Genomic DNA, 23,602 nt, shown 5'->3' on the forward strand with positions numbered 1-23,602 from the left:
GGGCCACCGGCCTGCCCCCACCTCGCTCACCAGCCCGAAACGACCGAAGCCCCGTCACCTGACGGAGCATCGGCCACTACCTACGGATTCGGGTCAGAGGTCGCTGATTCCAGCACCGTCGGGCTCGCCTGTCGGCGGAAACGAACCCGGACATCCCCCTGATCCGTATCTCCCATCAGGCGCCGATGGCGAGCTCGAACCAGACGGTCTTGCCGCCCGGTCCGTACGCCCCTTCCCCTATGGCACACCCTCCCCAGCGGTCGGCGACGAGTTCGAGGATGGCCATGCCCCGCCCGGCTTCGGCGTCGGGGTGCGCAGGCGGTGCATACGGCTTGGGAAGATCCGGGCTCATGTCCCACACGCTGACCCGGAGCACGGGGTGCCGCCACTGGAGCCGTATGGTGGCGGGCCCCTTGGTGTGCCGTACGGAGTTGGTGGTCAGTTCGGACGCCAACAGCTCCGCGCGGTAGGTGAGTTCGCCCAGTTCATGAGCACCGAGAATGGCCCTGAGGGTAGTGCGGGCGATACGGGGGCTGCGCGGGTCGCAGGGGAAGCTGAGTTCGTAGCTCCACGGTTCGGTGAACGCGATGGGAACCGGATGGGGGCGGATGCCGGGGGTGGGTTCAGTCCTCACGGGCACCTCCTGGGTGCGTGCGAGCAGTGACAAGTGTGAGTGCGCCACGGGCGGTTGCTGTCGGGTGGTGGCAATGCCGGTCCAGGGGCCGCCTTCCCGGGCGGGCGGGGCGGATCGGTGCGCTTCCGTTGCGACGGCAGCCTGCGAGTGGTGCGGGTCACACACTAAAGCCATCTGACTCACATGTGAGTAGATATTCACGAATGAGTGAGTTCAACTTTGGCTCACTAGACCGCACTTCAATGCTCCTGTAAGACTGTGTGCGCAAGAGAGAGGACCCATGGCTCCACGAAACGCCCTCACCGGGCGCTCTCGCCGCTTGGCGACCGAGGTGCGCCGCATGCGCGAGCAGGCTGGCATCTCGATTCAGGGCGCTGCCGCGCTACTTGGCGCTGACCGGACAATGATCTCGAACATCGAGGCAGGCCGTACGGGACTCAGCGAAGAACGACTGCGCCAAATCGCATGCCACTACGGGTGTTCGGATCAGGCGCTGATCGATGCGCTCGCCTCGATGGCAGCCAGTCGTCGCTCCAAGCACTGGTGGGACGAATACCGGGGCAAGCTTCCCGACGGACATCTCGATGTGTCCGAGATCGAGCACTACGCGACCCGCATCATGACGGCACAGACTGTGCACCTGCCTGGCCTCTTCCAGACCGAAGAGCACGCCCGAGCAATCTTCGACTTCGCGGTTCCACCGCTGCCACGCCTTGAGGTGGAACTGCGCGTCGCGCACCGCATGAGCCGTCAAGCCGTCCTTGACGGAGAACGGCCAACGCCGTACACCGGCATCATTCATGAAGCCGCACTGCGGCTGGAGTTCGGCGGTCGCGACGTGGCGCGCCGACAACTGGAGCACCTCGCGGACTCATCCGAGCAGGACCACGTCACACTGCTTGTCATTCCGTTCAGCGCGGGGGCCTTCCACGGGGCCGGGCAGTCAATCCTCTATGCGGAGGGCCCCGTCCGGCAGCTGGACACCGTCCAACTCGATACGTCGTTCGGCGCCCAATTCCTGGATGCTCCGACGCCGCTTGCGAACTATCGTTCTCTCCTGGACCTGATGGTGCGCTCGGCGCTCCCTCACGATGAGTCGCGCGCACTCATCCGGTCCATCGCCCGCGAGTTGTGAGAGGTCCAGACAATGCCCGAACGTGAATGGCAGCGCTCGTCCTTCTGCGCCGGTGGCGGCAACAACTGCGTTGAGATTTCCGCCGGTAACGCGGACCACATCGCCCTCCGCGAGAGCGAGATCCCGACTGTTGTCATATCGACGAACCGGGCAGCGCTACGCGCCCTTGTGCTCGGAGTGAAGGCCGACAAGTCCGAACTCGGCTGACGGAAGCAGGCGGCAGCAACGGGCAAGGCAGGGTGCCCCCTATACCCACCGTGCCGGAGTCGACCAAGACCTCCCTCGCCCAGAAGCTCACCGCGCGAGCCCGTACCGCCTGGGCCCCAGCTGGCCGCTGTGCACGTCCGCCACCGCGGCGAGTTCGCCTACGTGGACGGCGAATTCGCCGACGGCGAGAGCGTCAAGCTGATGCGTCTGCGCTACAGCGGATCCGCCAGCACCTGGGGCTTCGCCCTCTACCTCGCCAGCACCGACAAGTACGAAGACAGCATGCTGCCCACCGGCAGCTTCGTCGGCACTCCTGAGAAAGCGCTGGACTGTGCCTGCGGCCTCTACCTCGCCACCTCAGACATCTGAAGACGCCAGGTGTCCTCCGGCCACGCAAGCGGGCGGAATGATCCGCCGAGCTCGTGTGTCGTCTCGTCAGCGAAGCACCTTTACCATCACGCGTTCCCTGGTCACACCATCGGACAACAGGTCTCCGAGCTCTCCCGCGACGACGAAGCCGTTGCGCTGATACAGCGCGATGGCCGGCTCGTTGCCCGGGATCACCGCGAGTTTCAGCGTCGTAGCACCCGACTGCAGGGCCCACGTTTCGACTGCCGCTATCAACCGATCTCCGACGCCGCGGCGTGGGGTCCGCACCATTGGGCAGACGGTCGACCTTGAGCCGAATTACGGTCCCCTCGATGATCGGCAGCTCGGCGCCGTGGGCAAGCCAGGCGGCGCGACGGGTCAGTCTCGGGTGGAGCCGGTCGAAGGCGGTGGCCACCGCGCTGCCGTACCGCTCCGTCTCCGTGCAGCCCGGCCAGTGTCCTTCGCAGCCGTGCCACGTCGACGCGGCCACAGTTGAGCCCGTCATACAACGCGCCGTGCCCACGGCGATGCTCAGGTGCGAGCGCGAGATCGACCAAGGTTCGTACCGGCCCGTCCGAGCACAGCAGTGCGTCGCACAGCTCGAACAACTCGTCGCCCCGCCTGGTCAGGCACGCATAGAACTCCGACCGGAAGTGTGACGCTTGCGCGAACGCTTCCCGGCGAACACCCTCGTCCAGCAGACTCGACTCCACGGCCTTCGTCACGGTCACGTGCGCTCCTTGGTCGGAGCACAGGATCGGGCGAAAGCCGCCCGCATGTCTGCTGAACTGCTAAAACACCGGTCAAGTTCGAGGTGGCGTTCGACGCCGGACGATAAACGACAAGCTTAGAAGACACGAGGGTACGCGTCGGCGTCGTTGGTACGCTTCAGGGCCTTCGCCGCGTCGCCCATACCCTTCTTGGCCTCCTCGTACACCCGCTCCCACTCGGGCTGGAACTCGTCCGAGGCACGCTTCAGGAACAGCATCCCGAAGATGTAGTCCTGGTACTCGGAGGCGTCCATCCGCCCGCGCAGAATGCCGGCAGCGAGAAGAGACGCCGCTCGAGTTCGGGCAGGGTGATTCTGGCTACGCGCCATTCCTTCGCGGGAGAGGACCGAGCAGTCGGCGGCATGGCCCCAGCGGGCGGCCCAGGCCGCGGTGGACTTGGGTGGCTTCCCGCGCTCGAAGGGACGGTGCTTGGGCTGGTTCGCCTTGCAGGAGCCATCATCGCACTGCCCGACCAGGCTCCTGGCGTGGTCGACGGCCGCGGTCTCCCGGTCATTCAGCGCCTTGCGACGGTCGCCCTCGACGCTCTTGTCATTCCTTTTGTCGAAAGTTCTTGAAGCTCGGGTTGGTGATTGGCCACCCGGAAACGCAGCTGCACCCTCGGCCTCCCGGCGGGACGGGGAGGCGGACCCCGTCGTACGTACATCAGATGCGGACGATCCGCAGCAGCAGCCTATGACGGCCGCCCTGGCAGTGCCAGCCCCGGCGATCAGCCGCTGCGGCGATCAGCCGGCCACCGCGGTCTCCCGGCGCACCGTCGTCGCGATCGTCGCCGAGCCGACCACGCGGGTGCCGTCGTACAGCACGACGGCCTGGCCGGGGGCCACGCCCCGTACCGCCTCGGCGAAGGTGACGTTCAGTGTGCCGTCCACGAGCTCGGCGGTCACCTCGGTCTCGCCTCCGTGGGCGCGGAGCTGGGCGGTGTAGGTGCCGGGGCCGACCGGGACGGTGCCGCACCAGCGGGGCTTGATGGCGGTCAGCGCGGTGACGTCGAGGGCCTCGACCGGGCCGACCGTCACCGTGTTGTTCACCGGGGAGATGTCCAGGACGTAGCGCGGCTTGCCGTCGGGGGCCGGGTGGCCGATGCGCAGGCCCTTGCGCTGGCCGATGGTGAAGCCGAAGGCGCCCTCGTGGGTGCCGAGCCTGTTACCGGACTCGTCGAGGATGTCGCCCTCGGCCTTGCCGCCGAGGCGGTCGGCCAGGAAGCCCTGGGTGTCGCCGTCGGCGATGAAGCAGATGTCGTGACTGTCGGGCTTCTTCGCGACGGCCAGGCCGCGGGCCTCCGCCTCGGCGCGGATCTCTTCCTTGGTGGTGAGGGTGTCGCCGAGCGGGAACATGGCGTGGGCGAGCTGCTTCTCGTCCAGGACGCCGAGGACGTACGACTGGTCCTTGGCCATGTCCGAGGCGCGGTGGAGCTCACGGCTGCCGTCCTCGTTCAGCACGACCGTGGCGTAGTGGCCGGTGCAGACGGCGTCGAAGCCGAGGGCGAGCGCCTTGTCGAGCAGCGCCGCAAACTTGATCTTCTCGTTGCAGCGCAGACACGGGTTGGGGGTGCGGCCCGCCTCGTACTCGGCGATGAAGTCCTCGACCACGTCTTCACGGAAGCGTTCCGCCAGGTCCCAGACGTAGAACGGAATGCCGATGACGTCCGCGGCGCGGCGGGCGTCGCGGGAGTCCTCGATGGTGCAACAGCCGCGCGCTCCGGTACGGAACGACTGCGGGTTCGCGGAGAGGGCGAGGTGCACACCGGTCACGTCGTGGCCCGCCTCGGCGGCGCGGGCCGCTGCGACGGCGGAGTCGACACCGCCCGACATGGCGGCGAGCACCCGGAGGGGGCGCGGGGAAGTCTGATTCATAGCTCCACCAGGGTACGGGTCGCCGGGAACCGAACGCTCGCGGATATGCGTTGTCGGTCACATGGGGACCAAGGGGACGGCGGGCGCCAAGGGCTCCGCAGGGGCGAAGGCGGGGCACGGCATCAGCCGGCGCGGGCTGCTGATCGGCGCTGCCGTCACGGCCGTGGGCACGGCGGCGCTGGCGCGGACGAAGCTGGAGCATGCCTGGTGGCGGCTGCCGGGAGTCAACAAGCCCCGGAAGCCGGGTGAGCTGGACTACGCCGGGGCGGAGTGGATAGCGGCGTCCCCGGCGAACTGGCGGCGGGCGGACCGCCCCGCCGACTACGGCATCGACCGGGTCGTCATCCATGTCACTCAGGGCAGCTACCGCGGCGCGGTCAAGGTCTTCCAGAGCCCGGACCACGGGGCGGCGGCGCACTACGTGGTGCGCCGGGACGGCCATGTGGCGCAGATGATCCGTGAGCTGGATGTGGCGTTCCACGCCGGGAACAGGTCGTACAACGAGCGCAGTGTCGGCATCGAGCACGAGGGGTTCGTGGACCGGCCGCAGGACTTCACGGCGGCGATGTACGCGTCGTCGGCGCGGCTGACGGCCGCGATATGCGGGCGGTACGGGATTCCGGTGGACCGCAAGCACATCATCGGGCATGTGGAGGTGCCGGGCACGGACCACACCGATCCCGGTCCGCACTGGGACTGGGACCGGTATCTCAAGCTGGTACGGACAGCCGCTGGAGGCCGTTAGCTGAGCCCCGCCGTCCTGGCGCGCTCGACCGCCGGCCCGATCGCCCGTGCCACGTCCTCGACGTCCTGCTCGGTCGACGTGTGGCCGAGCGAGAACCGCAGCGTGCCGCGGGCCAGGTCCGGATCGGTGCCGGTGGCCAGCAGCACATGGCTGGGCTGGGCGATGCCCGCCGTGCAGGCGGAGCCGGTGGAGCATTCGATGCCCTGGGCGTCCAGCAGCAGCAGGAGGGAGTCGCCCTCGCAGCCGGGGAAGGTGAAGTGGGCGTTGGCCGGGAGCCGGCCGCCGGGGGCGGGGTCGCCGCCGAGGATGGCGTCGGGGACCGCGGCCAGCACGGCCGCGACCAGCTCGTCGCGGAGCCCGCCGATCTCGCGGGCGAACTCCTCGCGCCGTTCGGCGGCGAGCCGTCCGGCCACCGCGAAGGCGGCGACGGCGGGCACGTCGAGGGTCCCGGAGCGCACATGCCGCTCCTGGCCGCCGCCGTGCAGCACGGGTACGGGGGTGTGTTCGCGGCCGAGCAGCAGCGCGCCGATGCCGAACGGGCCGCCGATCTTGTGCGCGCTGACGGTCATCGCGGCCAGCCCCGAGCCGGCGAAGTCGACGTCCAGCTGGCCGAAGGCCTGGACCGCGTCGGCATGCATCGGCACGTCGAACTCGTTGGCCACGGCTGCCAGTTCACGTACCGGCATGATGGTGCCGATCTCGTTGTTGGCCCACATGACGGTGACCAGCGCGACGTCGTCGGGGTTGCGCAGGATCGCCTCGCGCAGCGCGTCCGGGTGGACGCGTCCGTAGGTGTCGACGGGGAGGTATTCGACGGTCGCGCCCTCGTGTTCCGCGAGCCAGTCGACGGCGTCCAGCACCGCGTGGTGCTCGACGGGACCGGCGAGAACGCGGGTGCGCCGTGGGTCGGCGTCGCGGCGGGCCCAGTAGAGGCCCTTCACGGCGAGGTTGTCGGCCTCGGTGCCGCCGGAGGTGAAGACCACCTCGCTGGGGCGTGCGCCGAGGGCGTCGGCGAGGGTCTCTCTCGACTCCTCGACGGTACGGCGGGCCCGGCGCCCGGCGGCGTGCAGTGAGGACGCGTTGCCGGTGACGGCGAGCTGGGCGGTCATCGCCTCGATCGCTTCCGGAAGCATCGGCGTGGTCGCGGCGTGGTCGAGGTAAGCCATGGTGGGCTCGATTCTACGAGCCCGCGGCGGGGCGTACGGCGGGCGCATCGTGCCCCGGCACCCGCGCACGGCCGGGTGCGGTCTTCCTCGCCCCGTTCCCGGGCCCGTCCGGGCGGGGAGGGCGTCGGGCTCCGCGCCCGGTTCAGCCGGCGAAGTCCCGGGCGACGAGGCCGTTGCCGGTGTCGAGGAGGGGCCGCTCGGCCCCGGTGACTCCGCCGGTACGCGCGGTGGGGCGCGCCGTGTCGTTTTGGCGACATGTCGCAAGCACGGCACGGAAAAGGCTGGTGCGGCCGATCAGTGGGGCCCCAGTCTTGAGCCGCACCGCGTGTCCATTTCCTTGCCTCCTGGAAAGGTTCCGATGCACAGACGGTATCGCTCTGCCGCCGTACTGGCGGCAGGAGTCCTCATCGCCACCCTGGCCCCCACCTCCTCCGGCGCGAGCGCCGCCCTGGCGCCCGCCTCCGTCGGCGCGAACTCCGCCGGCCGCCCCCAGGTCAGCTCCGTCACGCTCGTGACCGGTGACCGGGTGCGGCTGGAGACCTTCCCCGGCGGCCGGAAGGCCGTCTCCGTCGAGCCGGCCTCGGGCGCTTCGCAGGCCGACTTCACCCAGCTGGAGATCGACAAGCAGCTGTACGTGCTGCCCCGCGCCGCGCTCCCGTACATCGCCTCCGGCAAACTGGACCGGCAGCTGTTCAACATCACCTCCCTGGTCAAGCAGGGGTACGACGACGCCCACACCTCCGCCATCCCGCTGATCGCCCGCTACACCGGCGGCACGAACCCCACGTCCAAGGGGGCGCCCACCGGTTCGCGCAAGGGCCTGGTCATCAAGAGCCTGCGCGGCTCGGCACTGAAGGCGGACAAGAGGCAGGCCGGGCGCTTCTGGAAGGCCATCGACGACGACGCGCTCGCCAAGAGCGGCGCCGAGGGCGGCGCGAAGAACGCTTCCGAGAACTCTTCTTTCAAGAACGCGGCCTTCGAGGGCGGCGTCGAGAAGCTGTGGCTGGACGCGAAGGTCCACGCCTCCCTCGATCGCAGCACCGCGCAGATCGGTGCGCCCGAGGCGTGGAAGGCCGGCTACGACGGACACGGCGCGACCGTCGCCGTCCTGGACACCGGCGTCGACGCCACCCACCCCGACCTGGCCGGGAAACTCGGCGAAGTACGCAACTTCACCGACGGACCCACCGCGAACGACGGCCACGGCCACGGCACCCACGTCGCCTCCACCATCGCCGGCAGCGGCGCCGCCTCGGGCGGCTCGCGCAAGGGCGTGGCACCGGGGGCACGGCTGCTGATCGGCAAGGTGCTCGACGACGGCGGCTCCGGCTCGTACTCCGCCATCATGGGCGGCATGGACTGGGCCGCCCACTCGGGCGCCGACATCGTCAGCATGAGCCTGGGCGGCCAGCCCACCGACGGCACGGACGTACTCAGCCTCGTCCTCGACGGCCTCAGCGAGGAGACCGGCACCCTCTTCGTCGTCGCGGCGGGCAACGCGGGCTCCGACTACTCGGTGGGCTCCCCGGGCGCCGCGGCGAGCGCGCTGACCGTGGGCGCCGTCGACCGCGACGACAAGCTGGCCCCCTTCTCCAGCCGCGGCCCGCGCGTCGGGGACAACGGCATCAAGCCCGACCTCACCGCCCCCGGCGTCGGCATCGTCGCCGCCCGCGCGGCCGGCACGTCCATGGGCAACCCGGTGGACGCGGCCTACACCGCCGCGTCGGGTACGTCCATGGCGACCCCGCACGTGGCGGGCGCGGCAGCGATCCTGGCCGGGCGTCACCCCGACTGGAGCGCCCAGCAGCTCAAGGACGCGTTGATGAGCACGACGCGTACCGCCCCCGACCAGACGGTCTACGAGCAGGGCACCGGCCGGGTGGACGTGGCCCGCTCGGTGCGCCAGCAGGTGCGCGCCACCGGCACCACCACCTTCGGCGCCCTGGCACCGGACTCGGGCCCGCGGCAGGTGAGCGTCACCTACACCAACGACGGCGACGCGCCCGTGTCGCTCACCCTGGACACCACCTTCGACAAGCTCTACGGCTCCCCGGCCCCGGCAGGCGCCATAGGCACCCCCGCGCAGGTCACCGTGCCCGCCCACGGCACCACCGACGTGACCGTGACCCTCGACGCACCCGCGCTGCCGGAGGGCGTCTACAGCGGTCGCCTCACCGCCACCTCGGCCGACGGGCAGGCCGTCACGCACACCGTTCTCTCCGCGGTGAAGGACCCGGTCACGCACAAGGTCACCGTGCGCGGCATCGACCGCGCCGGGCAGCCGGCGACCATCTTCCCGCTGATCCTGCTGGGCCCCACGGGCCGCTTCGATGTCGTCGAGGAGGTGCCGGCGGGGAAGAGCCTGACGGTGGACATGCCCGAGGGCATGTACTACCTGCACGGCGTCATCACGCAGCACACGGAGGACAACGTCACCAACAGCCTGGTGGTCAACCCCCACCTGCGGGTGGGCGGCGCCACGGACCTGGTGCTCGACGCACGCAAAGCGGTCCCCGTGAAGATCCAGACCCCCCAGCGGGCCGAACAGCGAGGCCCGCTGGTCTTCTCCACCCACTGGAAAACCGGCGACCGGGAGTTCGCCAGCTTCTTCACCAGCGGACACAGCGGCGGACAGCTCCTCTACGTCACGCCCACCGAGGAGTTCACCGAGGGAACCTTCGAGTTCTCCTCCCGCTGGCAGCTGACCGCACCGATGCTCCGCGCACGCGCGGTCTCCGCCACCGCCGCGGCCGGTGTCCCCGTCCGTCTGCTCCACAACTCCCCCGCTGTGGAAGGCGTGCGGCGCCTGCGGGTGGTGGACGCCGGGCACGGACGCCCCGAGGACTACGCGGCGCTGCGCGCACGGGGCATAGACGTCCGCGGAGCGGCGGTGCTCGTGGAACTGGAGGGGGTGGAGTACGACGAGGCGGTGACCTCGGCCGCCCGAGCCGGAGCCGCGGCCGCCGTCACCACCGCCGGCGGCAACTGGTACGCGACCACGCCCTGGCAGCCGGTGGGCCAGCGGCTGCCCGCGATCGGGCTGTACGCCTCCCACGCTGCCGCGCAGCGGCTGCGCGCGCCGGGCACCGTGCTGGAGTTGAAGGGGACCCCGGAAAGCCCCTACCTCTACGACGTCGTGCAGCTCTCCGAACAGCGCGTCCCCGAGCACGTGGTCCACAAGGTCGGGCCGAAGAACACGGCCACCGTGGTCTCGCGCTACCCGGACACGGGCGGGGCGCGCTACGTCGCGGAGGACCGGCTGTCCTGGCGTCCGTGGGAGGGGGAGGATGTGCAACTCTCCATTCAGGCCCGGTACGTCCGCACCGGGCAGGTGCGGACGGAGTACCTGAGCGGTCCCGCCGACACCCGGTGGCTGCACTGGGTCAACCCCCGCAACACCTGGGCGATCCAGGCAGCGGGGACCGGCATGTTCGGCCCCCTGCGCACCTACCGGCCCGGTGAGCACGCCACGGAGAGCTGGTACGCCCCCGTGGTGCGCCCGGCGATCCCCCGAGGTGTCGAAGGGCTCGCCCACCGCAAGGGCGACCGGCTGACCATAGGGATCCCCGAGTTCGCCGACACCGCCTCCGACCACTACGGCTACGCCCTGCCCCGCCAGGACGCCGACACCCCCTACCCCGACGAGACCCGCGCCGTACTGCGTCGCGACGGCGAGATCCTCGCCGAAGGCTCCCGGGCGTGGGGCGTCTTCCCCGCGGGCGGGGACGACGGCCGCTACCGGTTGGACCTGGACGTGAAGCGCACCGGCCCCGAGCGCACCCTCTCGCGGGCCACCAGCACCCGCTGGTCGTTCACGGCCCCTCGCCCGGCCGAGGGCAAGGAGTCCCTGCTTCCCCTCCTCCAGCTCGACTACGACGTGGCCACCGACCTCCAGGGCTCCGCCCCTGACTCCGGGTCCTTCGCCTTCGGAGTGAGCGCCCGCCACCAGGACGGTCTGACGGGCCGTTCCGTGAAGGGCATGGAGGTGTCCGTCTCGTACGACGACGGCGGGCACTGGCAGGCGGCGAGGACTTCCGCCCGGGGCGACGGCGCCTACCGTGTCCGGGTCACCCACCCCTCGACTGCCCGCACCAGCGGGTACGTCACGCTGCGGGTCCGCGCCTGGGACGACGCGGGCAACGAGGTGACGCAGGAGATCGAGCGGGCGTACGCGCTGAGGTAGTACGCGAGATCCCGGAAGCCGCGACCGGCCCCGGTCGCGGCTTCCGTGCGTCCTACAACAGCCAGTCGCGCCGCGCCGCCTGCCACACCAGCTGCGTACGCGTCGTCGCGCCCGCCCGCTGCATCAGCGCGGTGATCCGGCGCTGCACCGTGCGGTGGCTGACACCCAGCTGGGTGGCGATCGCCTTGTCCGCGACGCCCGCGACAACCAGGGAGAGCATATAGCGCTCGTCGTCGGCGCGACTGCCGCCCGGTCCCATTCCGCCGGCGAACTGGATGCCGCGCTCGGGCTCCTGGAGCACCAGAGCCTCAGCGGCATCGGGCTGCGCGAGGTGACCCGGGCCGCGGGCGTCACACCCACCGCCTTCTACCGGCACTTCGACGACACCGCGGCGCTCGGTGTGGCGCTCGTCGAGGAGGCGCTGGGCAGCCTGCACGGGATGATCGGGGCGACGCTCGCCGAGACCGGCGACAGCGAGGAACGCCTGGACCGCAGCATCGAACTGATCATGCGCTATGTCGGCGAGCAGCCCGCCCACTTCCGCTTCATCGCCCGTGAACAGCACGGCGGCGTCGGCCCGGTCCGCGCGGCCATAGCGGCCCAGCTGCGGCGGTTCGCCGAGGAGGTGGCGGCGGCGCTCGCCGAGGAGCCGCAGTCCCGGGGCTGGAGCGAAGAGGACCTGCTGATGCTCGGCGGCCTCTATGTCGACCACATGGTGATCACCGCGTCGGCACTGCTGGACGCGGGACCGGACGGCGAGCGGGAGGTGGCCGGGGTGGCCCGCCGCCGGCTGAGACTGGTCACCCTCGGCAGGCTGCACTGGCTGGACGGCGCCGGCCGGACCGATGGCCCATGAGGTCTCCTGCTCGGATCAGGCCGGACCGATGGTCCATGAGGTCTCCTGCTCGGATCAGGCCCGGCCCGCCTGCCCGTACAGCGCCACGACCGCTGCCGCGTGGCGGGCGAGGACGTCGCGGGCCTGGGGCGGCGAGAGCACTTCCACGTTCGGGCCGAAGGAGAGCAGGGCGCGGGCCCACTCGACCGAGTCGACCGCCAACTCCGCCCGCAGCCACTCCCCGCCCTCCTCGCCCGCCTCACGCCCATCGGGCCCCTCGGGGCTCGGCTCCCCCGTCAGCGCCCCGCCGTGCAGGCGCACGAAGAGGTCGAGCCGGGAGCGGTGCACGCGTACCCGCAGCCGTACCCGCCCCGGCCGTTCGTCGACCTGCCTGCGCAGCGCGCCCCACAGGTCCGCCAGCTCCACCCCGGGCCGGCGCACGACCGGTTCGTCCGCGAGTTCGGCCCGCCGCACCCGGTCGGCCCTGAAGAGCCGGGGCACCCCGTCCCGGTCCGCCACCAGGTACCAGACGCCCGCCTTCACGACGAGGCCGTACGGATCGACGGTGTAGGCGCGCGGGGTGCTCGTACCGCTGTGGCGGTAGTTCAGCCGCAACCGCCGGTCGGCGAGGACGGCCTCGTGCAGTTCGGCCACATCGACGGTCGGCCGCGGGCCGCTCATCCAGCGCACCGGGTCGACCAGGATCCGCCTGCTGGTCAGTTCGGCGGCGGGCCGGTGCGGTTCGGGCAGGGCGGCCATCACCTTGCGCAGCGCGGAGCCGAGCGCCTCGTCGAGGCCGAGCGCGGCATGGGCGCCCTCGGCGGCGAGGACGAAGAGGGCGCGCGCCTCGTCGGCGGTGAGCCCGGTGACATCGGTACGGAACCCGGGCAGCAGCGCGATGCCGCCGTGCCGCCCGCGCTCGGCGTAGACCGGGACGCCGGAGGCGGAGAGCGCCTCGATGTCCCGGTAGATGGTGCGTACGGAGACTTCGAGGCGCTCGGCGAGCTCGGTGGCGGTCACCAGGCCGCGGGTCTGGAGCAGCAGGAGGATCGAGAGCAGCCGGTCGGATTTCACCTCACCAGCTTCTCCCGTCCGCCACCCCTCCCCGGACGCCGCCAGCCGTCAGGAGCGCGGTGCGCGCGCCAGCTGGCGGGACTGGGCCACCAGGCGGTCCGCGCTGTCCCAGACGTCCGCGTCCTCCTCCAGGAAGCCGCCCGCGAGGTTGCGGGTGGTGATGGAGACACGCAGCGGGCCAGGGGCCGGGCGGCAGCGGATGTGGGTGGTGAGCTCGATGGTCGGCGTCCAGCCCTTGAGCCCCAGCTCGAACGAGGTCGGCGGCAGCGCGTCGACGGTGAGCAGCAGGGAGTACGGGTCGGCGTCGCGGCCGTCCGCAAGGCCGAACCAGCCGCGCATCTCGCCCTTGCCGGACGGTGCGCCGACGGCCCAGCCCACGGTCGACGGGTCGAGCTTGATGCTGAGCCGCTCGGTGATCGCGGAGCTTCCGGGGATGGGCGCCGGGCCGTCGCCCGGGCCGAAGCACTGCTCGATCGGCGCCATGGTCGGCGGCTTCGCCGACGTACGGATGTCGTCGGAGAGGGAGTCCAGGTCGCCGTAGGTGCCAAGGATCCGGATGCGCTCGACCTCGGTGCCGTCCTCCGCGTACTGGAAGAGGGACGCCTGGCCGGTGGAGAGGGTCCGGCCGGTGCGGACAACATGCGTACGGATCACCGCGGGTCCTGGGACGGACGCGGTGAGGTAGTGCGCGGAGACCGAGAAGGGATCGGAGTGAGGCAGGGCCTCGCCGAGCGCGCGGCCGAGCATGGCCAGCAGATACCCGCCGTTGACGGCGCGGATGATCGTCCAGCCCGCGGAGAGCTCGGCGTCGTAGACGCCTTCTTCGCGAAGGGTGACGGCGGTGTCCCTGTCGAACTCGCTGTCACCGATGAGTGCCTGAGCTGCCTGTGCCATGAGATGCACCGTACACCGAGCGCATTACTGAGCGGTAGCTTTTTTGAGTCGTCGAGGTATCGGCATATCGCGGGCACGGGGTGTCCGGTCAGGTGGCCGCGGAGCTCTCCTCCGCCGTGGCCGAGGAACGGTTGTAGGCGCGGGGCGCCCGCCAGTGGAAGCGCATCGCCAGCAGCCGCAGAACAAAAGCGGTGATCGCGGCGCTGCCGCTGGTGAAGGCGTTCAGCGCGTCGAAGCGGATGCACAGCACGATCATGGTGGCGCCGACGATCGCGGGCACCGCGTACAGATCGCGGTCCCAGCGCAGCAGCGACGGCGTCTCGTTGGCGAGTACGTCACGCAGCACACCGCCGCCGACCGCGGTGGCCAGGCCCAGGGCAGCCGATGCGGTGAGACCGAGGCCGTAGTCGTAGGCCTTGACGGTGCCGGCGACACAGAACAGCCCGAGGCCCGCCGCGTCGAAGACGTTGACGGCGACCTGGATCCGCTCGACGTGCGGATGCAGGAAGAAGACCAGGCCGGCGGCGAGCAGCGGGGTGAGGAAGTAGCCGAGATCGGTGAAGGCGGCGGGCGGGACCGCTCCGATGATCACGTCACGGAACAGCCCCCCGCCCAGCGCTGTCACCTCGGCGAGTACCGCGATGCCGAAGACATCGAAGTTCTTGCGTACGGCGAGCAGTGCGCCGGAGATCGCGAAGACAAAGATTCCGACGATGTCGAGCGCATGCTGGACGGAGGGCGTGAACAGTTCGTTGAGCACCGGGCAATTGTGCCGGTTCTACTCCTTGGGGCTGTCCTGCGAGGTCCCGGAGTCCGTCGCATCCTGTGATTCCTCGTCGGCCACGGTCTCCTCGGAGCCCTTGGTGATCTTGGCCGGGGCCTCCGTGGCAGCCGGTTCCGGGGCCTCCGGGGCAGTCGGCTCCGATTCCTGCTCCGGCTCCGGCTCCTTCTTCAGAGCCACGATCTCCACCGCGTCCCGCGCCGAGTCCAGCGCGGTATCGCCCGGCATCTGGTCCGGCGCGTTCTCCGGGTGGTGGCAGGCCACCTGGTGCCCGGTCTTCAGCGTGACCAGCGGCGGCTCCAGCGTCGTGCAGGCCGCGGTCACCTTCCAGCAGCGGGTGTGGAAGTGGCAGCCGCTGGGCGGCGAGATCGGCGACGGCACGTCACCCTTGAGCAGGATCCGCTCGCTCTTGGCCGACCGGCGCTTCGGGTCGGGGATCGGCACCGCGGAGAGCAGTGCCTTGGTGTACGGGTGCATCGGCGCCTTGTACAGCGACTCGCGGTCGGCCAGCTCCACGATCTTGCCGAGGTACATGACCGCGATCCGGTCCGAGACGTGCCGGACCACCGAGAGGTCGTGGGCGATGATCACGTACGTGAGACCCAGCTCCGACTGGAGGTCGTCGAGCAGGTTCACCACCTGTGCCTGGATCGACACGTCGAGCGCCGACACCGGCTCGTCCGCCACGACCAGCTTCGGGTTGAGCGCGAGCGCGCGGGCGATCCCGATGCGCTGGCGCTGACCGCCGGAGAACTCGTGCGGATACCGGTTGTAGTGCTCCGGGTTGAGACCGACGACCTCCAGCAGTCGCTGCACCTCCTTCTTGACCCCGCCCTCGGGCTTGACGCCCTGGAGCTTGAAGGGGGCGCTGACGATCGTGCCGATCGTGTGCCGGGGGTTCAGCGAGGAGTACGGGTCCTGGAAGATCATCTGCATGTCGCGGCGCATCGGACGCATGCCGCCGACGCCGAGATGCGTGATGTCCTTGCCGCCGAACTCGACGGTGCCTTCGGTGGGTTCGAGCAGCCGGGTGATCAGCCGCCCCATCGTCGACTTGCCGCAGCCGGACTCGCCGACGACGCCCAGGGTCTCCCCCGCGTACACCTCGAAGTCGATTCCGTCGACGGCCTTCACGGCGCCGGCCTTGCGCTGCAGCAGGCCCTTCCTGATGGGGAAGTGCTTGCGCAGCCCGGTCACCTTGAGCAGTACCTCACGGGAGGCGGCGTCCCGGCCGGCGCCGCCGCTTCCCGCGGACCTCTGCGCAGGGACGTCCACGCCCTTGTCCTCGCTCGTCACGGCTTTGTCCTCGCTCACAGCTTGGGCGCAATCTCTTCGGTCCAGATACGCTCCCGCTGCTCCTGCGACATGTGGCAGGCCGCCCAGTGCCGGCTGCCGACCTCCTGCAGCTCGGGCCGCACGGTGCGGGTGACGTCGTCCTTGGGCACATCCGCGTACGGGCAACGCGGGTTGAAGGCGCAGCCCGACGGAATGTTGATCAGCGAGGGCGGAGATCCCTTGACCGGGATGAGCCGCTCCGTCTGCTCACGGTCGAGGCGCGGCATCGAACCGAGCAGACCCCAGGTGTAGGGGTGCCGCGGCTCGTAGAACACCTTCTCGGCCGGTCCGCGCTCCACGCAGCGCCCGCCGTACATCACGAGGATGTCGTCGGCGAGCTCGGCGACGACGCCGAGGTCGTGCGTGATGATGATGACGGCGGAGCCGAACTCCTTCTGCAGATCCCGGATCAGGTCGAGGATCTGCGCCTGGACGGTCACGTCCAGGGCGGTGGTCGGCTCGTCCGCGATCAGCAGCTCGGGGTTGTTGACCAGCGACATCGCGATCATCGCGCGCTGGCGCATACCGCCCGAGAACTCGTGCGGGTAGCTGTCGACGCGCTTGTCCGGCTGGGGGATGCCCACCCGGTCGAGCATCTCGATGGCCCGCCTGCGGGCCGTCTTCTTGTCCACGTTGTGGTGGACCCGGTAGGCCTCCACGATCTGCTTGCCGATCGTGTAGTAGGGGTGCAGCGCGGACAGCGGGTCCTGGAAGATCATGGCCATGTCGCGGCCGCGCAGCTTGCGCACCTCGTCCGGGTCCGCGGACAGCAGCTCCTTGCCGTCCAGCCAGATCTCACCGGAGACCCGTGCCTTGCGCTTGCCGTACTGGCCCGCGGTGTGCAGGCCCATGATGCCCAGCGATGTGACGGACTTGCCGGAGCCGGACTCGCCGACGATGCCGAGGGTCTTGCCCTTCTCCAGCTGGAAGTTGAGCCCGTCGACGGATTTGACCAGTCCGTCGTCGGTCGGGAAGTGCACCTTGAGGTCGCGCACTTCGAGGAAGGCGGTGGGAGCGGGCGAGCCGGCCGGGGCGGGTTCGCCCAGCGCGGCACCGCTCTTGTGCAGTTCGGTCATCCCAGCCTCACTCGCGGGTCGATGACGGCGTACAGAATGTCGACGACGAGGTTGGCGACGGCGATCGCGAGAGCCGCGAACAGGGTGACGCCGAGGATCACGGGCAGGTCCTTGTTGCTGATGGCCTGGACAGCCGCGAGACCGAGCCCCGGCAGGTTGAACGTGGACTCGGTGAGGACGGCGCCACCGAGGAGCACGCCGATGTCGAGGCCGAAGACGGTGAGGATCGGCGTCATCGCGGAACGCAGGGCGTGCCGGGTGATGACACTGCCCTCGCCCAGGCCCTTGGAGCGGGCGGTACGGATGTAGTCCTCGCCGAGCACTTCGAGCATGGTGGCCCGGGTGAGCCGGGCATACATCGCGGCGTTCAGGAAGGCGAGCACGATCCACGGCAGGATCAGTGTCTGGAACCAGGCGCCGATGCTGTCGTCCGTGGAGAGGTTGTCGGCGATGTGCACCCAGCCGAAATTGTGCACGAACAGGCCCATCGCGACCATGCCGGTGAAGAAGATCGGCAGGGAGACGCCGGCGAGGGCGGTGGTCATCGCGGCGCGGTCCCAGATGCTGCCGCGCCGCAGCGCGGACACGACACCGGTGGCGACGCCGCCGAGAAGCCACAGGACGCAGGCACCGGCGGCGAGCGCGCCGGTGACGGGCAGGGCGTCCTTGAGGGTGGTCCAGACCGGTACCTCGGTACGGAAGGAGTAGCCGAAGCAGGGTGCGGCGCAGTGGGTGACGTCGTCACCGTTCGCGTAGTCGCGCCCCATCGGGATGCCCTTGACGAAGTCCCAGAACTGGACGAGAAGGGGGTCGTCGAGACCCAGTTTGATCCGGATGCCCTGGAGCTGCTCGACTCCGGTGGCCTTGCCGGCGAAGAGGACTGCGACGTCCTGACCCGCCCATTTAGGCAGCATGAAGAAGATGGTGAACGTCGCGAGCAGTACGACGAGCACCATGATGAGTACGGCGAACAGGCGCCGGATGAGATAAGCAAGCACTGTGCGCGGCCCGGCGGTGGCCGGGAACCCCTTGTGGGGGCTCCCGGCCACCGCCCCGGCCATCACCTGCCCTTCGGACTGGCGGGTTTCGGCGGCGGTGGGGCAGTCAACCGGGTTGACTGCAAATACTGTTGACTACAGCGGTTACTTGACGACGCCGAGCGCGGCGTAGTCGTAGCGGCCGTTGTAGGCGTCGGACATGTAGACGTTGGTCAGCCGGCTGCCGCGCCAGGTGATGTTCTTCTCGTAGATGAACGGCATCCAGTCGGCCTGGTCGAGGATCCGCTTGTCGAGGGACTTGTAGATCTCGCCGGCCTTCTCCGGGTCGGTCTCCGCGATCGCGTCGTCGAAGAGCTTGTCGATCTGCGGGTCCTTGAGCTGCGACTCGTTGTAGTTACCGGTGTCCGCGAGGAACCGGCTGTCCCACAGCGGCTGGCCGAAGCCCTGGCCGGACGGGAAGTCCGGGCCCCAGCCGCTCATCGTCATGCCGTAGCCGCGCTTCTTCACGACGGACGGGGAACCGGTGATGCTGGATGCCTCGGCGCCGTCGATCGGGTCGACCTCGATCTTGATGCCGACCTTGCCGAGCTGCTCCTGGAGCGCCTCGGCGGTGTCGACCTCGCCCGGGTTGTTGTTACGGGCGGTGAGCTTGGTGGAGAAGCCGTTCGGCTGGCCGCACGCCTTCAGCTCTTCCTTGGCCTTGGCCGTGTCCGGCTTGCCCTTGCGGGCGAGGACGCCGTACGGGTCGTAGTCGCTGTGGCCCTTGATGGAGGCCGGCAGGGTGCTGTTGGCGATGGCGCCACCGGCGATCTCGCCGCCGCGGGTCTGCTGGAGGCCGGCGAAGTCCGTGGCGTAGAAGACGGCCTTGCGGCAGTGGACGTTGTCCAGCGGCTTGGCCGTGTGGACGAGCGCGACGTAGCGGACGAAGGACGTCTGCATGTTGTCGACGCTGTCCTTGTGATCCGACACGGCGGTGACGCGGCCGGACTGGGTCATGCCGGTGCCGTTGAGGTCGAGGTCGTAGTCGCCCTCCATCAGCTTCTTGTCGTTCTCCTCCAGGTTGGCGGAGATCGTCACGCTGATCTTCTCGGGCAGCGCGGCGCGCACCGGGTCCGAGGACTTCTCCCACTTGTCGTTGCGGACGAGCTCGATGCTCTTGCCCGGCTTGTACGACGCGAACTTGTACGGGCCGGAGGAGAACGGGCGCTGGGTGTACTTCGCGCCGGTGTCCTTCGACGCCTTCACGGGCGAGCCGGTCGGCATGGCGAGGAACTGCTCGAAGTCACCGTTGGCCTTGGGCAGCTTGAAGACGATGGTGGTGTCGTCGGGCGTCTCGATCGTCTTCAGGCCGAGCTTGTCCGGGGACGAGTCCTTGTAGGGGCCCTTGTACTCGCCCTTGGGGTCGAGCGCCTGCTTCAGGTACTGCGGGCCGCCGGTGATGGTGTCCGTCGCCCAGATGCGCTCGATGCCGTACTTGATGTCCTTGGAGGTCAGCGCGGAGCCGTCCTCCCAGGTGATGCCGGGGCGCAGCTTGTACGTGTACGTCTTACCGTCGTCCGAGATGGTGGCGGAGCCGGTGGCGAGGTCGCCGACGAGCTTGGTGGAGGCCTGGCCCGGCTTGGTGTCGTACGTGATCAGCTGGCGGGTGTAGAAGCGCTGGAAGTCCCAGGCCATGCCGTAGTAGGTGCGCTGCGGGTCCGCGGAGTCGAGGTCCTGCTTGCCGATGAACTTCAGCGTTCCGCCCTTCTTGGCGGAAGCGTTGGCAACCTTGTTGAACGCGGCGTTGTAGCCGGCGGCCTTCGTCTTGCCGCCGCTGTCGCCGTCGTCGCTGCCGCCGCCGCACGCCGCGGTGGTCATCAGCGCCGCGACCACGAGGGCCGCACCAGCGGTGAGCCGTCGTTTCGAGGTAACTGTGGACATTTTCTCGTAACCTCCGAGATCGCGGTCCCAGGCCGTTGCTTGCCGGAGAACCATGGGAAGAGCCACCTGACAGTGCGGCAGGGGCAAGTCGTGGGTTATCGGGTCCCCTTGGGGTCCAGGGCGTCGCGCAGCCCGTCCCCGAAGAGGTTGAAGGCCAGTACGGTGATGAAGATCGTCACGCCGGGGAAGACCATGAACATCGGGTCGTGCTCGTACGTCTCCAGGGCGTCCCTCAGCATTCCGCCCCAGGAGGCCGTGGGCGGCCGGACACCGGCGCCGAGGAAGCTGAGGGCCGCTTCGGTGAGGATGTTGGTGGGGATCATGAGCGTCGCGTAGACGGTGATCGGGGCCACCAGGTTCGGCAGCAGCTCACGGAAGAGGATGTGAGTCCGCCCGCCGCCGAGACTGCGCGCCGCCTCCACGTACTCGCGCTCGCGCAGCGAGAGGGTCTGGCCCCGGACGATGCGGCCCACGTAGGGCCATCCGAAGAAACCGATGACGGCGACGAGTACGGCGATGCGCACCCCGCTGCCGGTGAGGCCCAGCAGGTCGTCGGGGAGGACCGAGACGAGGGAGATGATGAAGAGGAGCTGAGGGAAGGACAGCAGCACGTCCATCACCCGGCTGATCAGCGCGTCCACCCAGCCGCCGAAGTAGCCGGCGACGATCCCGAAGAGCGTGCCGAGCGCCACGGCGACCAGGGCCGCCAGGAACGCCACAATCAGCGAGATCCGGGCGCCGTAGACGATCCGGCTGAAGATGTCGCGCCCCTTGTTGGGTTCGACACCGAAGAGAAAGTCGCCGCTCACACCACCGAGGGAACCCGTGGGGAGATTGGTCAGCGGATCGAGCTTGTCCTGGTGGAAGTCGTTCGGCGGGTGACCCAGCAGTCCCACGATCAGGGGCGCGAAGACGGCCACCACGATCAGGACGAGGACAACGATGCCACCCGTCAGAGCGACCTTGTCCTGCTTGAGGCGGTTCCAGGCGATCTGCTTGAGGGAGCGCCCCTCGACCTTCTTCACCCCGGAGTCGACTGCGGGACCGCCGGTCGCGATCGGGTCCGCTTCCGTGGTCGGCTCGTGCAGTGGTGCCGTCATCGTGGCAAGGACCCCTCTCAACCGGCGGTGGCCGGGCCGAACTGGCCGCTGTGGCGGCTCGATGAGTCAGTCGTACGCAGAGGCGGCAAGACGCCCTTGCTGCGGGAGTCTTCATCGCGGTCGCGTGAGGTAGCCATAGCAACAGGCGAATGGATGCCTAACCGTGATGCGGTCAGGGGTGTTCCGTTATCCGGACGCATGTGAACGCCCTTCGAACACAGGTCAGTTGAGGCGGAAGGGGGCACACGCGTAGATTCACGCCGCTTTCACCACCAGACACACCCAGCACGGAAATCTCGGACATGGGAAGTCCGAGCCCGTGGTGGGAGGCCGACGACACACGGATCGGCCCGAGCACGGAAGGGCACGCGTGACCGCATTCCGGAAGTCGGATGCATACAGCAGCAATTCCGGACGTCAGGTGCGCACAGCGGGATTTCGGGTGCCGGGGACGGACGACTTCACTGCCGGCAGGGTCAGTACGCGCCCTGCGGCGGCGGATAGCCGTGCCCCGCCGCCGGGGCGGCCGGGGCATGGGCCTCGCGGTCGTAGAACGGGCGGGAATTGGCGCGGAGCCACATCGCGACCGGGTCGTACTCGTCGGACATCGCGACGGTGGAAACGGGCAGCCCGTCCGGGACCGCGCCGATCGACTGCTGCATCATCGCGCGCACCGCGTCGACGGAGGTCTGGCTCGTGTCGTAGAGATCGAGACCGATGGCGAGGTACGGCACCCCGAGCGCGGGCTGCACCCAGGCCCGGCGCAGGGAGCGGATCGCGGGGGTGTGATGGGCGTTCTGCGAGAGCAGGGCGTAGAACTGCGGGATCTCGATGGCCGGCTCGGTGAGCCGGAGCGGTCCCGCGGGCATCCGGTCGAGGCCGGTGGCGATACGGCGCAGATCCAGCCACGGGACGCCGACGCCGCCACCGGGGGCGTGCGGGTTGAGCCAGATGCCCCAGCGGTCCGGGAAGAGAGCGCGGGCGATGTCGAGTCCGGTGACTACTTCATGGGCCCGGTTCCAGCCGCTGGCCGAGAGTTCCTGGGCAGAGGTCACACAGGGCGCGTAGCCCAGCCCGTCGACCTCCATGTTCCCGTACTGGGCGTCGGGCGAGCCCGCCCGGCCGTGCCAGAGCAGCATCCAGATCCGGTCGCCGGCGAGCGCCCGGAGCAGTGCCTCGTACGCGTCGTAGCGCCCGGGCGTCACTTGGCGCAGCATGTGCTCGACCTGCCCGGCCGCCGCGGTGCCTGACGCACTCACCCTGGGTCCCGCCCCTCTTCGATCCACTGTGTCGGCCTGCCGCTCCCGGGGCACACGGGTGCGGCTCGGTGGCCGAGGCACTAGCCATCAAACCAGCTTATGCGGCACCCCTGACACCGACTTGACACCACAGGTCGACGGGGTCGCGCCCGCAATCCCCGGAGCCGGGGACTCCGCGCTCCAGTGCCCCTCCCGGCAGACTTTGCCCCCGTCGCACCGCCCAGCACGCCCGCTGGACGACGCTCCTTATGGGGCAGGCATTGCCAATCACGGCACTAGTAACCCTCGCGCTCGTAGAACGGCCGGATCCTGGCCCGCATCCAGTCGGCGACCGGGTCCTGCGCCACATCGAGCAGGATCAGATTGACCGGCCAGGGCACCTCGACACGGCCCAGTACGCGGCCCAGGGCGTCCATCGGGGCGTTGCGCCCCGCGCCGTCCCAGGTGGAGAACTCGACGCCTATGAAGAGAACGGGATCGCCGCCCTCGATGCTGGCCATCGTCCGGCGGGCGGTGCGCACGACGCCGCTCTCCTCGAATTCCCCGGCCGCGGCCGCGAGGAAGTCGACGGGCTCCCCCTGCCAGTCCGGCTCGTACAGCCGGACCCGGCCGCCGGTGGCCGGCCCGTCCAGCAAGGTGCGTCCGGCGCGGCAGAGCTCGGCGACGGCGGGCGGCGGCAGCGGCATGCCGACGGCGCCGCCCGGGTTGACCGCGATGCCGAGCTGCGGGGGCAGCCCGCGGGCGAATTCGACGGCGGGCGCAACGGTGAAGGACATTTGGGTGCCGACGCACTGCAGGAACTGATGTTCGGAGCTGAAGACGGGGACGTACGGAGCGCCGTCGATCTCCACCGTCGGCAGGTCGAGCGACGGGGCATCGGGGCCCCCGCCGTTGGGAAGCGGCACCCAGAGGTGACTGCGGCCGAGCACTTCTACGAGCCGGCCGCCCGCCTCCGGGCTGCCCAGCGAGGCAACCAGCGCCTCTTCGAGCTCATTGGCCGGCCATCCGCTCTGCGGATGGTTCTGGACCGGTGCCGGAATGTCCACTGCGCTGCTTCCCCTTCTCACCTCATGCCTTGCCGCTGAACAGTAACTCCGGCGCGCCTCTCCGCGCTGACGGACGACCGAGCACCAAAAGGCTGTCCCGTCCCTCAGCTTGACGTTTAAGGTGCTTGATCCTTTCTTGCGTTCCGTCGGGCATTCGTTTTGGGTGGTTTGCCCACGTGGTGGTGGGGTGCGGGGCGTCGG

General features: G+C 69.7%; 22 protein-coding genes and 2 pseudogenes. 6 read left to right on the forward strand and 18 right to left on the reverse strand.

The window, feature by feature from the left end; all coding sequences use genetic code 11:
* Nucleotides 1–175: 175 nt before the first annotated feature.
* Nucleotides 176–634 carry an ATP-binding protein gene (locus ACWD6R_RS34360; protein ID WP_451822312.1) on the reverse strand — a complete coding sequence of 153 codons (459 nt, stop codon included), beginning with the start codon at nt 632–634 and terminating at the stop codon, nt 176–178.
* A gap of 340 nt (nt 635–974) precedes the next feature.
* Here ACWD6R_RS34360 and ACWD6R_RS34365 point away from each other — a divergent pair, with 340 nt between their 5' ends.
* From ACWD6R_RS34365 to ACWD6R_RS34375, 3 genes are all read left to right on the forward strand, one after another.
* Entirely contained in the window at nt 975–1,769 is a 795-nt protein-coding gene (locus ACWD6R_RS34365) for a helix-turn-helix domain-containing protein (protein WP_451822313.1), read from the forward strand.
* Nucleotides 1,770–1,781: 12 nt separating this feature from the next.
* Entirely contained in the window at nt 1,782–1,976 is a 195-nt protein-coding gene (locus tag ACWD6R_RS34370) for a DUF397 domain-containing protein (RefSeq protein WP_451822314.1), read from the forward strand.
* Between the two features lie 129 nt (nt 1,977–2,105).
* Nucleotides 2,106–2,345 (forward strand): hypothetical protein, encoded by a 240-nt coding sequence (locus ACWD6R_RS34375; protein WP_451822315.1) that lies wholly within the window; start codon nt 2,106–2,108, stop codon nt 2,343–2,345.
* A 66-nt stretch (nt 2,346–2,411) separates the two neighbouring features.
* On the opposite strand, the gene ACWD6R_RS34380 is transcribed toward ACWD6R_RS34375, so the two are convergent.
* The 4 genes and pseudogenes from ACWD6R_RS34380 to mnmA all read right to left on the reverse strand — a co-directional run bounded on the left by ACWD6R_RS34380 (nt 2,412) and on the right by mnmA (nt 4,989).
* Nucleotides 2,412–2,636, reverse strand: coding sequence for a GNAT family N-acetyltransferase (locus tag ACWD6R_RS34380; protein ID WP_451822316.1), 225 nt, complete (start codon nt 2,634–2,636; stop codon nt 2,412–2,414).
* 152 nt (nt 2,637–2,788) lie between these two features.
* Nucleotides 2,789–3,046, reverse strand: a pseudogene (locus ACWD6R_RS34385) (transposase); the annotation flags it as partial.
* A gap of 146 nt (nt 3,047–3,192) precedes the next feature.
* Nucleotides 3,193–3,369 carry a type I restriction-modification system subunit M N-terminal domain-containing protein gene (locus ACWD6R_RS34390; protein ID WP_451822317.1) on the reverse strand — a complete coding sequence of 59 codons (177 nt, stop codon included), beginning with the start codon at nt 3,367–3,369 and terminating at the stop codon, nt 3,193–3,195.
* A 489-nt stretch (nt 3,370–3,858) separates the two neighbouring features.
* The gene (gene mnmA, locus ACWD6R_RS34395; RefSeq protein WP_451822318.1) at nt 3,859–4,989 is read right to left on the reverse strand and encodes a tRNA 2-thiouridine(34) synthase MnmA; all 1,131 of its coding nucleotides are present in this window, start codon (nt 4,987–4,989) and stop codon (nt 3,859–3,861) included.
* A gap of 61 nt (nt 4,990–5,050) precedes the next feature.
* Here mnmA and ACWD6R_RS34400 point away from each other — a divergent pair, with 61 nt between their 5' ends.
* The gene (locus ACWD6R_RS34400) at nt 5,051–5,734 is read left to right on the forward strand and encodes an N-acetylmuramoyl-L-alanine amidase (RefSeq protein ID WP_451822319.1); all 684 of its coding nucleotides are present in this window, start codon (nt 5,051–5,053) and stop codon (nt 5,732–5,734) included.
* Here the strand turns inward: ACWD6R_RS34400 and ACWD6R_RS34405 are convergent.
* Nucleotides 5,731–6,900 (reverse strand): cysteine desulfurase family protein, encoded by a 1,170-nt coding sequence (locus ACWD6R_RS34405; RefSeq protein WP_451822320.1) that lies wholly within the window; start codon nt 6,898–6,900, stop codon nt 5,731–5,733. The genes ACWD6R_RS34400 and ACWD6R_RS34405 overlap by 4 nt on opposite strands.
* A gap of 142 nt (nt 6,901–7,042) precedes the next feature.
* Nucleotides 7,043–7,222 carry a hypothetical protein gene (locus ACWD6R_RS34410; RefSeq protein ID WP_451822321.1) on the reverse strand — a complete coding sequence of 60 codons (180 nt, stop codon included), beginning with the start codon at nt 7,220–7,222 and terminating at the stop codon, nt 7,043–7,045.
* A gap of 36 nt (nt 7,223–7,258) precedes the next feature.
* Between ACWD6R_RS34410 and ACWD6R_RS34415 the strand changes: the two genes are divergently transcribed.
* Nucleotides 7,259–11,083: a S8 family serine peptidase gene (locus tag ACWD6R_RS34415; RefSeq protein ID WP_451822322.1), complete on the forward strand. Its 3,825-nt coding sequence runs from the start codon at nt 7,259–7,261 to the stop codon at nt 11,081–11,083.
* A gap of 52 nt (nt 11,084–11,135) precedes the next feature.
* Here ACWD6R_RS34415 and ACWD6R_RS34420 read toward each other — a convergent pair.
* Nucleotides 11,136–11,345, reverse strand: a pseudogene (locus tag ACWD6R_RS34420) (helix-turn-helix domain-containing protein); the annotation flags it as partial.
* On the opposite strand from ACWD6R_RS34420, the gene ACWD6R_RS34425 reads away from it, so the two are divergent.
* On the forward strand, nt 11,304–11,939 hold the full coding sequence (locus ACWD6R_RS34425) for a TetR family transcriptional regulator (protein WP_451822331.1): 636 nt from the start codon (nt 11,304–11,306) through the stop codon (nt 11,937–11,939). The pseudogene ACWD6R_RS34420 and the gene ACWD6R_RS34425 sit on opposite strands and share 42 nt — an antisense overlap.
* A gap of 54 nt (nt 11,940–11,993) precedes the next feature.
* On the opposite strand, the gene ACWD6R_RS34430 is transcribed toward ACWD6R_RS34425, so the two are convergent.
* From ACWD6R_RS34430 to ACWD6R_RS34475, 10 genes are all read right to left on the reverse strand, one after another.
* Nucleotides 11,994–12,992 carry a helix-turn-helix transcriptional regulator gene (locus ACWD6R_RS34430; protein ID WP_451822323.1) on the reverse strand — a complete coding sequence of 333 codons (999 nt, stop codon included), beginning with the start codon at nt 12,990–12,992 and terminating at the stop codon, nt 11,994–11,996.
* Between the two features lie 48 nt (nt 12,993–13,040).
* A complete protein-coding gene (locus tag ACWD6R_RS34435; protein ID WP_451822324.1) occupies nt 13,041–13,886 on the reverse strand; it encodes a thioesterase family protein in 846 nt (281 codons plus the stop codon).
* A gap of 88 nt (nt 13,887–13,974) precedes the next feature.
* Entirely contained in the window at nt 13,975–14,646 is a 672-nt protein-coding gene (locus ACWD6R_RS34440; protein ID WP_451822325.1) for a trimeric intracellular cation channel family protein, read from the reverse strand.
* Between the two features lie 18 nt (nt 14,647–14,664).
* On the reverse strand, nt 14,665–15,942 hold the full coding sequence (locus ACWD6R_RS34445; protein WP_451822332.1) for an ABC transporter ATP-binding protein: 1,278 nt from the start codon (nt 15,940–15,942) through the stop codon (nt 14,665–14,667).
* Between the two features lie 35 nt (nt 15,943–15,977).
* Entirely contained in the window at nt 15,978–17,078 is a 1,101-nt protein-coding gene (locus ACWD6R_RS34450; RefSeq protein WP_451822326.1) for an ABC transporter ATP-binding protein, read from the reverse strand.
* Nucleotides 17,075–18,076 (reverse strand): ABC transporter permease, encoded by a 1,002-nt coding sequence (locus ACWD6R_RS34455; protein ID WP_451822333.1) that lies wholly within the window; start codon nt 18,074–18,076, stop codon nt 17,075–17,077. The genes ACWD6R_RS34450 and ACWD6R_RS34455 overlap by 4 nt, the downstream gene beginning before the upstream one ends.
* Nucleotides 18,077–18,220: 144 nt before the next feature.
* Nucleotides 18,221–19,996, reverse strand: a complete 1,776-nt coding sequence (locus tag ACWD6R_RS34460) for an ABC transporter substrate-binding protein (protein ID WP_451822327.1) — start codon at nt 19,994–19,996, stop codon at nt 18,221–18,223.
* Between the two features lie 95 nt (nt 19,997–20,091).
* A complete protein-coding gene (locus tag ACWD6R_RS34465; RefSeq protein WP_451822328.1) occupies nt 20,092–21,096 on the reverse strand; it encodes an ABC transporter permease in 1,005 nt (334 codons plus the stop codon).
* 476 nt (nt 21,097–21,572) lie between these two features.
* Nucleotides 21,573–22,355: an enhanced serine sensitivity protein SseB C-terminal domain-containing protein gene (locus ACWD6R_RS34470; RefSeq protein ID WP_451822329.1), complete on the reverse strand. Its 783-nt coding sequence runs from the start codon at nt 22,353–22,355 to the stop codon at nt 21,573–21,575.
* Between the two features lie 275 nt (nt 22,356–22,630).
* Complete coding sequence (locus tag ACWD6R_RS34475) at nt 22,631–23,401, reverse strand: enhanced serine sensitivity protein SseB (RefSeq protein ID WP_451822330.1); 771 nt, start codon at nt 23,399–23,401, stop codon at nt 22,631–22,633.
* Nucleotides 23,402–23,602: the final 201 nt, after the last annotated feature.

It is taken from the genome of Streptomyces sp. NPDC005151 (assembly GCF_053599875.1).